The sequence below is a fragment of the Buchnera aphidicola (Aphis gossypii) genome (assembly GCF_013394915.1).
Lineage (GTDB): Bacteria > Pseudomonadota > Gammaproteobacteria > Enterobacterales > Enterobacteriaceae > Buchnera > Buchnera aphidicola_AZ.
Map to the genome: position 1 here is coordinate 19882 of NZ_CP056771.1, position 14130 is coordinate 34011.

Genomic DNA, 14130 nt, shown 5'->3' on the forward strand with positions numbered 1-14130 from the left:
TGAACTAAGCTTATTATCCTTGAGAAACTATCTTTTGGGAAAGTAAAATATCATGTTTTTTAAAAAACATTTTTTAATTAAATTTTTTTAATTTTAAAGACAAAAATATTCCGTAAATTAAAATAATTATCATAAAAATTGAAATTCCCAGCCATTTTGAATAAAACCAAAAAAATCCACTAAATGTTCCAAATATACTTGAACCTAAATAATAAAAAAATAAATATAAAGAAGTAGCTTGTATTTTTGCAAATTTTGCATACGCGCTAACCCAGCTACTAGCAATCGAATGAGAAGCAAAAAACCCCCCTGAAAAAATTATTAATCCTAAAATAATAATTATGATTTGATTAAACTGCGTAATTAACAAACCTAAAATCATTAATAACAGAGATATTATTAGTATATTTATTTTATTATATTTATTTATTAAAATTCCAGCTTTAGGAGAACTATATACGCCAGTTAAATAAATAATGGATAACATACCTATACTCGATGCATTAAATAAAAATGGTTTTAATATTAATCGATATCCAATATAATTAAAAATAGTAATGAAACTTCCCATTAATAAAAAACCTATCATAAATAGAATAAATAATATTGGGTTTTTTAAATGCAAATAAAAATTATTTAAAAATTTTTTATAATCGACGGGAATTGGATAAAAGTTTTTTGAAGATGGTAAAAAATATAAAAATAAAAAAGATGATATCAATGAAAAGACACCAATTGTAAGTAAAGAAATATTCCATGAAAAATGCTCGGATATAATACTACTTAAAATTCTTCCGCAACATCCGCCTATGGTGTTTCCGCTTATATATAATCCAATACAAAATGATAATGAACTAGAGTGAATTTCTTCAACTATATATGTGATAGCAATCGCAACAACTCCACTTAAAGATAATCCTATTAAGGCACGAAGGATAATCATCATATTCCAGTTATCTATGAAAGAACAGATGATTGTTAAAATTGACGCAATCAACAAAGATGCAGACATAATTAATTTTCGGCCAATTATATCTGATATAACACCAGTAAATAAGGTACCTATAGCCATAGTTGCGGTTGTTGCGGACAAAGATAAGCTGCTTTGTGAAGCAGTTAAGCAAAATTGCCTCGAAAATATAGGCAAAATTGATTGTACGCAATATAAAATAGAAAAACTAGAAAATCCTCCTAAGAAAAGACATAAAATAATTTCATTGAATTTTTTTGTATTTTTTTGGATATATGTTTTTTTTTCAACAATATTTTGATTTTTCAAAATTCTTAAAAACCTCTAAAATTGATATATTATATATATATGCAACCTTCATAAATATATCTTGCTGGCCCTGTCATATATAAAGAATGTCCAAAACCTTTCCATTTAACTGATAGAATTCCACCTAATAATTCAACTTTAACAGTATTACAAAGGATATTCTTTGCAATACCTACTGCAACTGCAGCGCATGCACCGCTACCACAAGATTGAGTTTCTCCTTCATTACGTTCGTAAACCCTTAATTTAATATAATTTTTATTTAAAATTTGCATAAAACCTACATTTATCCCGTCAGGAAAAATAGATTTTTTTTCTATTATTTCACTGATGGTTTTTACAGGTGCATTTTTTATCGATTCTACTTGAAAAACGCAATGAGGGTTTCCAATGGAAACTAAGCTGCATAATAAAAGATTGTTAAATATTTTTACTGAAAAATTATGCTTTCGGAATTTTTTAGGATTTATTATTGATTTTAATTCAAAGACAGGTTCATTCATGTCAACTTCAATAATATCCTCAGAAAAAAAATTAATGATTATACTTTTTTTATTAGTACTAAGATTGATGATTTTTTTATTCGTAAAACCTTTTAAAATAAGAAATAATCCAACGCATCTAGCTCCATTTCCACATTGTTCGACTTCATTGCCATTTGAGTTAAAAATACGATAATGAAAATCGAATTTAGCATCTTTTGATTTTTCGATTAATAATAATTGATCAAACCCTATTCCTGTATTTCGATTTGATAATTTTTTTATTTTTGATGGAGATAAAACAAAATCTTGTGTAATTGATTCAATAACCATAAAATCATTACCTAAACCATGCATTTTACAAAAATTAATTTTTTTTTTATTGTTAATATTTAAATACATTTAATATTCCATTAGTTGTTAGTTATTTATATCAAACTTTATGATTAAATAAAATTATACAGATTTTGTTTTTTTTTTAAATGCATTAAAAAAATTTTAGGAAATATTAATGAAAAGTAAAACAATTTCTAATCAAAAAAACAATTTTCATGAACTAGTAAATAAATTATTTCTCAAGATTGAAAAAAAATTAAATTTATATATTGATAAAATTGATTTTGATTATGAAATACAAGATTATATGATGAGTATTACCTTTTTAAACAAAAGCATGATCATCATTAATAAACAAGAATTTTTAAAACAAATTTGGCTAGCCACAAAATTAAATGGATATCATTTTAATTATAATGCAGATCAATGGATTTGTAATCGTAGCAATAAAAATTTTTGGGAAATATTTCAAAAATCTTTTTCAATACAATCTAATAATAATGTAACATTTTATAATATTTAAAAAATTGTGATAATTTTAAATAGATTATAATAAATTATATATTTGATTATAGTTTCATAATGATTCAAAAAACATGTTTTATACTAAATATAAAAAACAAGTAATATGAAAAAAAAAATATTAAGAATTGCTACTAGAAAAAGTCCTTTAGCTTTAGAACAAACTAAATATGTTAAAAAGAAAATATTATCTTTATATCCCGATTTAAATATCAAATTAGTACCGATAGTAACACATGGAGATAATATTTTAAACAAATCGCTCTCTAAGATTGGAGGAAAAGGGCTTTTTATTAAAGAATTAGAATTTGCTCTTCTTGAAAACAGAGCAGATATTGCAATACATTCAATGAAAGATCTCCCTGTTCATATTACTAAAGAATTATGTTTAGTTGGTATATGTCAAAGAGGAAATCCATTAGACTCATTAGTTTCTAATCATTATAAATCTATTAATCAATTACCTAAAGGAGCAATAATTGGAACGTCAAGTTTAAGAAGGCAATGTCAATTAATAACTTATCGTCCTGATTTAATTGTCTCACCTTTGAGAGGAAATATAGAAACAAGAATAGCTAAATTAGATCAAGGTCAGTATGATGCAATAATTCTAGCTACTGAAGGATTAAATAGATTGCATTTAAATCATCGAATTACTCAAATCATACCTGCGGAATTATCTCTTCCTTCATGTGGACAAGGAGCTATTGGAATACAATCTAGATTGCATGATAAAAAAATATTGTTCTTTTTATCTCGTTTAAATCATATTAATACTTTTATTGAAATTAGTGCAGAACGTGCATTTTGTCAAAATTTAGAAGCAGGATGTCAAATTCCAATTGGAAGTTATGCTATTCTTAGGCAAAACAAAATATGGTTACGTGGATTAATCGGTTCACCGGATGGCACTATTGTATTAAAAGGAGAAAGATTTGGATGGTATGATACCGCTAAAGAAATGGCTTTCTCTTTAGCTAACGAATTACTTAGCAATGGTGCTCAGAAAATTCTTGATAATATTTATACTCAAAATTAAATTAAAATGAAAATACTAGTCATGAGACCTTCTCCTGAAGGTGAAAAATTAGTCAATATACTAAATAATATAGGCATTTTATCCTGGCATTTTTCTTTGTTTAATTTTTCACCTAGTTCAAGTACAATTAGTTTATCAAAAAAAAAATATGAGTTATATACCTCAGATGTAATGATTATTTTTTCTAAAAAATCTGTTCATTATACAAATTTGTATTTAAATAAAAATAATTTACACTGGCCTCTTAATCCGGATTATTATGCAATTGGAAAAGGTACAGCTATTTTTCTTGAAAAATACATTAAAAAAAAATTTTATTTCCAAATGATGAAGAAAATAGTGAAGCTTTATTAAATCTTTTATATAAAAAAAATATTAAAAAAGCTAAAATAATTTTATTAAAAGGAGAAAATGGAAGAACATTAGTAGAAAAAAATTTATCAAAAAATAACTTCAATATATCTGTGATAGAATGTTATAAAAAATCTTTTAAAATAATTAGTAGTTTATCAATAAAGCAGTGGCGTGCTTATAAAATCAATACGTTAATAATAACTAGCGGTGATGTTTTAAAAAAGTTAAATGAAGTAATCGATGTTCTTAATAAAAATGAATGGCTATTTAGATGCAAGATATTTGTTGTAGGTTATAGATTAGCTGAAATAGCTAAAAAAATAGGATGGAAAGATATTATTGTATGTAATTATGCTAATAATGAAAACTTATTAAAAATTATAAAAAAACATAATTAAATTTTATTCGGCGAAAGAGGATTTGAACCTCTGACCTACTGGTCCCAAACCAGTTGCGCTACCAAGCTGCGCTATTCGCCGTTTTAATGAAATTTTGGGTGGCTAATGGGATTTGAACCCATGACCACTGGAATCACAATCCAGCACTCTACCAACTGAGCTATAGCCACCAAATAGAACATAAAAATATTTTATCATAATAATTTGCGCTCGACAGGATTTGAACCTGGTACCTCTACCTTCGGAAGATAGTGCTCTATCCAAATGAGCTACGAGCGCTTTTATAAAATACAAATTAAATTTTATGACTAATCATCGCTATTGTCCAGCTTTTTTTATAAAAATTTTAAGAACGCTTCATCATATCAAAAAATTCGTCATTAGTTTTAGTCATAGATAATTTATTTAATAAAAACTCCATTGCATCTATTTCGCTCATTGGATGAATAATTTTTCTTAGTATCCACATTTTTTGAAGTTCATCTGGTAAAGTTAATAATTCTTCTTTTCTAGTTCCAGATCTATTATAATCAATAGCTGGAAAAACGCGTTTTTCTGCTATTTTTCTAGATAATGGCAATTCCATATTACCTGTTCCCTTAAACTCTTCATAAATGACTTCGTCCATTTTTGAACCTGTATCAACTAATGCGGTTGCAATTATTGTTAAACTACCGCCTTCTTCTACGTTACGAGCAGCGCCAAAAAATCTTTTAGGTCTATGTAATGCATTGGCATCGACCCCCCCTGTTAAAACTTTCCCTGACGCTGGTACAACAGTATTATAAGCACGTGCTAAACGAGTAATCGAATCAAGTAATATAATAACGTCTTTTTTATGCTCTACTAACCGTTTAGCTTTTTCAATTACCATTTCTGCTACTTGTACGTGTCTTGATGCAGGTTCATCGAAAGTAGAAGCTACAACTTCTCCTTTCACTAATCTTTGCATTTCAGTAACTTCTTCTGGTCTTTCGTCAATTAATAACACCATTAAAACGCAATCTGGATGATTATAAGCTATACTTTGTGCGATATTTTGTAGTAATATTGTCTTCCCTGCTTTTGGAGGTGCTACAATTAAACCTCTTTGACCTCTTCCTATAGGCGAAGCTAAATCTAAAACTCTTGCAGTTAAATCTTCTGTTGAACCATTTCCTCTTTCCATTCTTAAACGAGAATTAGCATGTAAGGGTGTTAAATTCTCAAATAAAATTTTGCTTCTTGCGTTTTCAGGTTTATCATAATTAACTTCGTTTACTTTCAATAAAGCAAAATATCTTTCACCTTCTTTAGGTGGTCTGATCTTTCCTGAGATAGTATCGCCAGTTCTTAAATTAAATCTACGAATTTGACTAGGCGATACATATATATCATCAGGACCAGCTAAATAAGAACTATCAGAAGAACGAAGAAATCCAAATCCATCTTGTAATATTTCTAAAACTCCATCTCCAAATATATCTTCTCCACTTTTTGCGTGTTGTTTAAGGATTGCAAAAATAATATCTTGTTTACGCATACGCGCTAAATTTTCCAACCCCATTTTTTCACCAAGAATAATTAATTCGGAAACTGGCATATTTTTAAGTGCGGTAAGATTCATAATGGTGGGTTCTTAGTAAAATCGGGGTAAATCTTGAAATGATAATTTTGACATAATGTATATTTTATTAATAAATTTTATATAAAATTTAATTTATAAATGAAAAATTAGTAAATTTATTTAATATTCTCATCTAAAAATTTTTGGAGTTGTAACTTGGAAATTGCTCCGATTTTAGTAGCAAGAACCTGACTTTTATGAAATAATAATAATGCAGGAATCCCTCGAATGGAATACATTGGAGCTGTTTTTGGATTTATTTCTATATTTAATTTTCCAACTTCTATTTTATTAACATATTCATTAGCGATTTCCTCTAAAATAGGTGCTAACATTTTACATGGATTACACCATTCAGCCCAAAAATCAACTAATATGAAACCTGTTTTTTTTAAAACTTTTTCTTCAAAATTTTGATCTGTTAACTCAATAATATTGTTCATTGTTTACTTTGCTCTATTTTGATTTAATTTATAAAAAAACTGAGAGAAATTTAATTTTTTAATCAATTTTATATATAATATTATCATTTTTAAAAATTGATTTAAACTAAAATTAAAGAATTTTTATATTTTAATATTCTTTAAAAATTGATTCTTTAATTATTTTTTTGAGTAATTTATTTTTATTTAAATTTTATTTTTAATAGTAACCTAAAAAAAATTTTTATCCCAATGCAAATCTTCTTCAGGTAATTCAAATAAAAACCTACTAGGTAATGTATATAATTTTTGACCATACTGCATTCTGGTTTGGCAATACGTTAAAAACAATTCTTTTTTTGCTCGAGTGATTCCTACATAGGCTAATCTTCTTTCTTCTTCTATATTATTTTCATCGATGCTTTTTGAATTTGGCAAAATACCTTCACTCATTCCAACAATAAAAACATAAGAAAATTCTAACCCTTTAGATGAATGCAATGTCATTAATTGTACTTGATTTAAATCTTTAGGTTTTTTTTCGCTATTAATTATATCACGAAGTGTCATTTTTGTAATAACTTCTAACAAACTCATAGGTTTTTCGATATCATTTCCTTTTATTAAACTTTTTATCCAATGAGATAAAGTATGTACATTATTTATGCTTTGATTTATTTTATCAGGCTCTTTTAAATGCTTTGATAACCATGCTTCATATTGAATATCATGAATAATAATATCTAAAATATTATAAGGTTTTGAAATAGATATTAAATAAATTTTATTTATCCAAGAAACAAATTTTTTTATTTTTTCTAATGTTGATTGTCGTAGAAAATTGTTTATTTCTGGGTGGCTACTTACTTGAAAAAAACTTATATTTTTTTTAATAGCAAATGCTTCTATCTTATTAAGTGTAGAAATTCCTATTCGGCGACATGGAACATTTAAGATTTTTGAAAAAGCATAATTATCATTTGGATTAATTACTAATCTAAGATAGCTTAATAAATTTTTAATTTCAGGGCGCGAAAAAAATGATGAATTGTTAGAAATTCTATAAGGAATATTTCGTTTTAGAAAAATTTTTTCAAGAATTTGGGATTGATGATTTCCTCTATATAATATTGCATAATCTTTATATTGTATTTTATTTTTAGAATATGCGCAAAGTATTTTTTGTGCTATTTTTTCAGCTTCAATTTCTTCATTTTGACCAATTAAGATTTTTATTTTATTCCCATATTTTAACTCAGAAAATAATTTTTTTTTAAAATAATTCGGGTTATATGATATAAGTTTATTTGCAGCTTTTAATATTCTTCCATAAGAACGATAATTCTGCTCCATTTTTATAATTTTTAAAGTAGGAAAATCTTTTTTTAGTAAAAAAATATTTTGAGTAGTAGCACCTCTCCATGAATATATCGATTGGTCATCATCTCCAACTAAAGTAAAATTAGAATTTATTTTAGTTAAAATTTTAATTAATTCATATTGACTATGACTTGTATCTTGATACTCATCTACTAATAAATAAGTAATTTTTTTTTGCCAACGATGCTTTATAATTTTATTTTTCTTAAATAGCAATGTTGGAAGACAAATTAAATCATCAAAATCTAATATATTTGATTCACGTAAATAAATAGTATATTTTTCATAAAAATATGCGAAATCTTTTTCTTGACTAGATTGTGACAATAGTTGAGCATCTGAAGGTGTGTAAAATTTATTTTTCCAATACGATATAGTGAAAATTAAATTTTTTAGTAATTTTGTATTGTTTTTAATATTTTTATTAGTGATTTTTTTTAATAATGAAATTTGATCTTTTTCGTCAAATAAAGAAAAATTAGAATTTAATTCTAAAAAATCTATTTCTTTTTTAATAATTTTTAATCCAAATGAATGAAATGTTGAAATAGTGATTTGTTTTATTTCAAATATATCTAAATATTTTAAAAGACGAAGTTTTATTTCATGTGCAGCTTTGTTGGTAAATGTTAAAGCGATAATATTTTTAGGTTGATATTGACAATATTTTATCAAATAAATAATTTTATTGATAATCACTTTAGTTTTACCAGAACCAGCCCCTGCTAATATTAGACAGGGACCATTTATAAATTCTACAGCATTTTTTTGAATACAATTAAGAGGCATAATAAAATATTAATTAGTAAGGGTTTTAAAAAAAATTGTGTATAATATAAATTATTCACCTACTGAAATTTTTTTCATTTCTTTCATATAATTTCTTAGTTTAAAACCAATAATTTCAATTGGATGATTTCGTATTTGTTCGTTGACTTTATATAATTCAACATTATCTATTGTAGTATCATCTAATGATTCGCCTAAATCAGATCTTTTAAGACTCATTATAATATTTTTCAAGATAGGATAAGCTGATTCAGAAAATAAATAACTACCATATTCAGCAGTATCTGAAATTACTATATTCATTTCATATAGTCTTTTTCTTGCGATTGTGTTTGCGATTAATGGTAGTTCATGTAAAGATTCATAATAAGCTGATTCGCTTTTAATACCTGATTTCAACATTGTTTCAAAAGCTAATTCAATTCCTGCTTTTATTATTGAAACCATTACTGTACCATGATCATAGTATTCTTGTTCACGTATTTTTTTTGAGCAAATAGGAGCTTTTTCAAAATTTGTTTTTTTTGTATTATTACGCCAATTTAATAATTTTTCATCATTGTGTTTCCAATCATTCATCATTTCATGAGAAAATTCACCTGAAATAATATTATCCATGTGCTTGTCAAATAATGGTATTAATATTTTTTTTATTTTTTCAGCTAATTTAAAAGCTCTTATTTTAGATTGATTTGTCAGTCGATCCATCATTAATGTTATACCTCCATGTTTCAACGATTCAGTAATTGTTTCCCATCCATATTGTATTAATTTTCCTGAATAATCAGATTTATGGCCATCTGCAATTAATTTCTCGTAACATATTAATGATGCTGTTTGTAACATTCCGCATAAGATTGTTTGTTCTCCCATTAAATCTGATTTTACTTCAGCTACAAATGATGATTCTAAAACTCCAGCACGATGACCACCCGTCGAAAAAGCCCATGCTTTAGCAATTTCTAAACCAATCTTTTTAGGATCATTATTTGGATGAACAGCAATTAATGTAGGAACTCCAAAACCTCTTTTAAATTCTTCTCGGACTTCTGTTCCAGGGCATTTTGGTGCTACCATAATAACTGTAATGTCTTTTCTTATTTTTTCATTACATTCTACAATATTAAAACCATGAGAATAACCTAAACATGAATATGGTTTCATCAATTTTTGAACTTCTTGAACTACATTTTGATGTTGTTTGTCAGGTGTTAAATTAATAACAAGATCAGCATTTGGAATTAAGTTTTCATAATTGTTTACTGTAAAATTATTGTTTTTAGCATTCCACCAAGATTTATTTTTTTTTAAAATACTATCATTTTTTAATGCAAAAGCTACATTTAATCCTGAGTCTCTCATATTTAAACCTTGGTTTAAACCTTGAGATCCGCAACCTATAATAACAATATTTTTTTCTTTTAAAATGTTGTTTTTATTTTCAAATTCTTTTTTTTTCATAAAACGACATTTTTTAATTTCTTCGATCTTTTCACGAAAAGATAATTTATTAAAATAATTCATCTGAGTATTTCCGAATAAAAAATTAATTTATTATTAAATATCTAATTTATTAAAGATTAAATAATTTTTTTTTGTCTCTTATTGCACCAGTATCTGCGCTAGTTGCACAAGAAGCATAATATTGCAGGGCTAATGAAATTTTTCTCTTTCTATTTAATGGCTTAAATGCTTTATCACCTTTTAATTCCTCTTTTTTCATACGATTTTCAATTTCTTTTTCAGTGATATTTAAATGAATTTTTTTTTCATAAATATTAATTTTAATATTATCTCCATTTTGAATTAATGCTATTATTCCTTTATTTGCAGCTTCCGGAGAGATATGTCCTATTGATAATCCTGATGTTCCTCCAGAAAATCTACCATCAGTAATTAATGCACATTTTTCATCTAATTTCATAGATTTTAAATATGTTGTTGGATATAGCATTTCCTGCATACCAGGACCTCCTTTTGGTCCTTCATATCGAATAACTATTACATCTCCAGGATAAACTTGGCCTTCTAATATTGATTTCACTGCTTCCTCTTGACTTTCGTATACTTTTGCAATACCAGAAAAAATGTAATTTTCTTTTTTTACACTAGCAGTTTTTATTATACAACCATTTTTTGCTAAATTACCATATAAAACAGATAGACCACCTTCCTTGCTGTAAGCATTTTCACAAGATCGAATACAACCTGTGATACGGTTTGTATCTAGTTCATTCCATCTAAAATTTTGTGAAAATGGTTTAACTGTTCGTACACCACCAGGTCCTGCATGAAACATTTTTATTATATTATTTTTTTTTGTAGATAAAATATCATAATTATCTATTGTTTCTTTTAAAGTCAATCCTAATATATTTTTAGTTTGATTATTTAATAAATTAAAACGATTTAATTCTCCTAATATACCCATAACACCGCCTGCTCGGTGGACATCTTCTACATGATATAATTTTGTACTTGGAGAAACTTTACAAATATGTGGGGTATTTTTTGAAAGTCTGTCAATGTTAGACATCTTAAAATCAATACTTCCTTCATTTGATGCTGCTAATAAATGCAATATAGTATTAGTGGATCCACCCATAGCAATATCTAACATCATTGCGTTTTCAAAAGATTCTTTATTTGCAATGTTTCTAGGTAAAAATTGTTTTTTATCATTTTCATAATAATCTTTTGTAATTTTTACTATTATTTGAGCTGATTGTTGGAATAATTTTTTTCTATCAACATGAGTAGCTAACAATGTTCCATTCCCCGGCAATGATAAACCTATTGCTTCCATTAAACAATTCATAGAGTTTGCAGTAAACATACCTGAGCAAGATCCGCACGTAGGACAAGAAGATAATTCAATATTTTTTATGAAATCATCTGAATTATTAGGATTACCTCCGTGAATAATTGCATCAACTAAGTCAATTTTTTCTATTTTCTCTTTGATTTTTGTTTTACCTGCCTCCATTGGCCCACCTGAGATGAAAACTGAAGGTATATTTAATCGCATTGCAGCCATGAACATTCCAGGTGTAATTTTATCGCAATTAGAAACGCATATCATTGCATCTACACAGTGCGCATTAATTACATATTCTATAGAATCTGCAATCAATTCGCGAGAAGGTAAAGAATATAACATTCCTGAATGACCCATTGCTATTCCGTCATCTATAGCAATAGTATTAAATTCTTTAGGTACACCACCTGATTTTGCAATTTCTTTTGAAATAATTTGAGCTACTTCTTGTAAATGAATATGACCTGGAACAAACTGAGAAAAAGAATTAACTATGGCGATAATGGGTTTTTTAAAGTCTTCATCGTTCATTCCAGTAGCTCGCCATAAAGACCTAGCTCCAGACATATTTCTTCCTTGTGTTGTTGTAAAAGAACGGTATTTAGGCATTTTAGATAACCTCATAAGAATATTATTTTATTTGATATTTTTTTGAAAATGTGCATATTTATTTTTTAGCAGGAGTAATCATTTTATATGATTTGCTTTTAAAGGAAATTATTGCATAAATCTGATGAGTGAAATTTTGGCAGGGGTGGAAGGATTTGAACCTACAACTTTCGGTTTTGGAGACCGATGCTCTACCAATTGAACTACACCCCTAATGATGTTTAGATTTTTAATTATATTTTAAAAACTAATTATATTCTTAATTAATAAAAAAGTCTAGTTTGTATTTTATAAAATTCAACTAGAAAAGTGTATTAATTTTAGATCTAATTTTTTTTTAAAATGATAGAATATTAATATTACGTAAAAATAAAAACAAGGTAATTTTTTATGAAAACTCCAATTTATTTAGATTATGCAGCCACTACTCCAGTAGATTATCAAGTTGCTAAAAAAATGATGAATTATTTAACAATTGATGGAATGTTTGGAAATCCGGCTTCTCGGTCACATAAATTCGGTTGGGAAGCTGAAGAGGTAGTTGATGTTGCTCGTAATCAAATATCTGATTTGATTGGAGCAGATTCACGCGAAATTATATTTACTTCTGGTGCTACTGAAGCAAATAATTTAGCTATTAAGGGTATTGCTTTGTTTCATAAAAAAAAAGGCAATCACATTATTACAAGTAAGACGGAACATAAATCAGTATTAGATTCCTGTAGATATTTAGAGAGCGAAGGTTTCTCTGTAACTTATTTGACCCCTAAAAATAATGGGATCATTGATTTAAATGATTTAAAAAAACATATAAAGAAGAATACTATATTAGTTTCCATTATGCATGTAAATAATGAAACTGGAATTATACAAGATATAAAAAGTATATCTGAAATTTGTAGATCTCGTGATGTTTTTTTTCATGTAGATGCAACGCAAAGTGTAGGTAAAATTAATGTTAATATAAAAAATTCATTTATAGATTTGATGTCTTTTTCAGCTCATAAATTATATGGACCAAAAGGTATTGGTGGTCTATATGTTCGTCGAAAACCTCGAGTTCGTTTGTTAGCATCTTTACATGGAGGTGGTCATGAAAGAGGAATAAGAGCTGGAACTTTACCAGTACATCAAATTGTTGGTATGGGAGAAGCTTTTGAATTAGCGAGAAAAAAAATAAAAGATGATCTTACACATTTAAATAATTTAAGAAATGATTTATGGAATGGAATTAAAAATATTGAAGAAGTTTATTTAAATAGTGATTTAAAGCAAGGAGCTCCTCATATATTAAACGTTAGTTTTAATTATGTTGAAGGTGAATCATTGATTATGTCATTAAAAGATTTAGCTATTTCTTCTGGTTCAGCATGCACTTCATCTAGTTTAGAGCCTTCTTATGTACTAAGAGCTTTAGGAATAAAAGATGAATTAGCACATAGCTCAATTCGTTTTTCTATTGGGAGATTTACAACAAAAGAAGAAATTCAACATACAATACAATTAGTTCATAAATCTATTTCTAAACTTCGGGAGCTTTCACCGTTATGGGAAATGTTTAAATCAGGAGTTGATTTAAACAGTATAGAGTGGGATCATAGTTAAAACAACATCTTTTAAATTAAAGGTAGTGAAAATGGCATATAGCAAAAAAGTTATGGATCATTATGAAAATCCTCGAAATGTTGGTTCTTTTTCTAATACAGACATTAACGTGGGAAGTGGTTTAGTCGGTGCACCTGCTTGTGGTGACGTTATGAAATTACAAATTAAAGTTAATTCAAAAGGTATTATTGAAGATGCTTGTTTCAAAACATATGGTTGTGGTTCTGCCATTGCTTCTAGTTCACTTGCAACAGAATGGATAAAAGGAAAATCAATAAAGGAAGCGGAATCTATTAAGAATACAAGTATAGTAGAAGAATTAGAACTTCCTCCAGTTAAAATTCATTGTTCAATTTTAGCAGAAGATGCTATTAAAGCGGCGATTGCAGACTATAAAAATAAAAAAAATAGAGAATGATATTTTTTATATTTAATGTTGAAAAATTTTTTTCAACATTAAATTTTAATTTAATATTTTAACATCAATGTAA

Annotated in this window: 13 protein-coding genes and 4 tRNA genes; 6 read left to right on the top strand and 11 right to left on the bottom strand. The window is 26.8% G+C overall.

All coding sequences use genetic code 11. The annotated features are described in order from the left end of the window. Window positions 1-73: 73 nt before the first annotated feature. Window positions 74-1279, bottom strand: coding sequence for an MFS transporter (locus HU701_RS00100; RefSeq protein WP_178918873.1), 1206 nt, complete (start codon window positions 1277-1279; stop codon window positions 74-76). A gap of 29 nt (window positions 1280-1308) precedes the next feature. Further along, window positions 1309-2163, bottom strand: a complete 855-nt coding sequence (gene dapF, locus HU701_RS00105; RefSeq protein ID WP_256868548.1) for a diaminopimelate epimerase — start codon at window positions 2161-2163, stop codon at window positions 1309-1311. Window positions 2164-2272: 109 nt separating this feature from the next. Between dapF and cyaY the strand changes: the two genes are divergently transcribed. The 4 genes from cyaY (at window position 2273) to HU701_RS00125 (ending at window position 4410) form a co-directional block, all read left to right on the top strand. After that, a complete protein-coding gene (gene cyaY, locus HU701_RS00110) occupies window positions 2273-2620 on the top strand; it encodes an iron donor protein CyaY (protein ID WP_178918874.1) in 348 nt (115 codons plus the stop codon). Between the two features lie 105 nt (window positions 2621-2725). Beyond that, on the top strand, window positions 2726-3658 hold the full coding sequence (gene hemC, locus HU701_RS00115; protein ID WP_158345821.1) for a hydroxymethylbilane synthase: 933 nt from the start codon (window positions 2726-2728) through the stop codon (window positions 3656-3658). Window positions 3659-3664: 6 nt separating this feature from the next. Further along, window positions 3665-4012: a uroporphyrinogen-III synthase gene (locus tag HU701_RS00120; protein WP_158345823.1), complete on the top strand. Its 348-nt coding sequence runs from the start codon at window positions 3665-3667 to the stop codon at window positions 4010-4012. After that, the gene (locus HU701_RS00125; protein ID WP_178919461.1) at window positions 3970-4410 is read left to right on the top strand and encodes a uroporphyrinogen-III synthase; all 441 of its coding nucleotides are present in this window, start codon (window positions 3970-3972) and stop codon (window positions 4408-4410) included. Before HU701_RS00120 ends, HU701_RS00125 begins: the two co-directional genes overlap by 43 nt. A 7-nt stretch (window positions 4411-4417) precedes the next feature. Here HU701_RS00125 and HU701_RS00130 read toward each other — a convergent pair. From HU701_RS00130 to HU701_RS00170, 9 genes are all read right to left on the bottom strand, one after another. Continuing rightward, window positions 4418-4491: transfer RNA gene (locus HU701_RS00130), tRNA-Pro, on the bottom strand. Between the two features lie 16 nt (window positions 4492-4507). After that, window positions 4508-4580: transfer RNA gene (locus HU701_RS00135), tRNA-His, on the bottom strand. Window positions 4581-4615: 35 nt separating this feature from the next. Beyond that, window positions 4616-4689 (bottom strand) — tRNA-Arg (locus HU701_RS00140). A 67-nt stretch (window positions 4690-4756) separates the two neighbouring features. Beyond that, complete coding sequence (gene rho, locus HU701_RS00145; protein ID WP_053940503.1) at window positions 4757-6016, bottom strand: transcription termination factor Rho; 1260 nt, start codon at window positions 6014-6016, stop codon at window positions 4757-4759. Window positions 6017-6132: 116 nt separating this feature from the next. After that, window positions 6133-6459, bottom strand: coding sequence for a thioredoxin TrxA (gene trxA, locus HU701_RS00150; RefSeq protein WP_158345827.1), 327 nt, complete (start codon window positions 6457-6459; stop codon window positions 6133-6135). Between the two features lie 210 nt (window positions 6460-6669). Further along, complete coding sequence (gene rep / locus HU701_RS00155) at window positions 6670-8607, bottom strand: DNA helicase Rep (protein ID WP_158345829.1); 1938 nt, start codon at window positions 8605-8607, stop codon at window positions 6670-6672. Window positions 8608-8658: 51 nt separating this feature from the next. Beyond that, window positions 8659-10131, bottom strand: coding sequence for a ketol-acid reductoisomerase (gene ilvC, locus HU701_RS00160; protein ID WP_178918876.1), 1473 nt, complete (start codon window positions 10129-10131; stop codon window positions 8659-8661). Window positions 10132-10180: 49 nt separating this feature from the next. After that, complete coding sequence (gene ilvD, locus HU701_RS00165) at window positions 10181-12034, bottom strand: dihydroxy-acid dehydratase (RefSeq protein WP_178918878.1); 1854 nt, start codon at window positions 12032-12034, stop codon at window positions 10181-10183. A 137-nt stretch (window positions 12035-12171) separates the two neighbouring features. Then, window positions 12172-12247 (bottom strand) — tRNA-Trp (locus tag HU701_RS00170). 177 nt (window positions 12248-12424) lie between these two features. Here HU701_RS00170 and HU701_RS00175 point away from each other — a divergent pair. Further along, entirely contained in the window at window positions 12425-13639 is a 1215-nt protein-coding gene (locus HU701_RS00175) for an IscS subfamily cysteine desulfurase (RefSeq protein ID WP_158345835.1), read from the top strand. 31 nt (window positions 13640-13670) lie between these two features. Continuing rightward, complete coding sequence (gene iscU / locus HU701_RS00180; RefSeq protein WP_158345837.1) at window positions 13671-14057, top strand: Fe-S cluster assembly scaffold IscU; 387 nt, start codon at window positions 13671-13673, stop codon at window positions 14055-14057. Window positions 14058-14130: the final 73 nt, after the last annotated feature.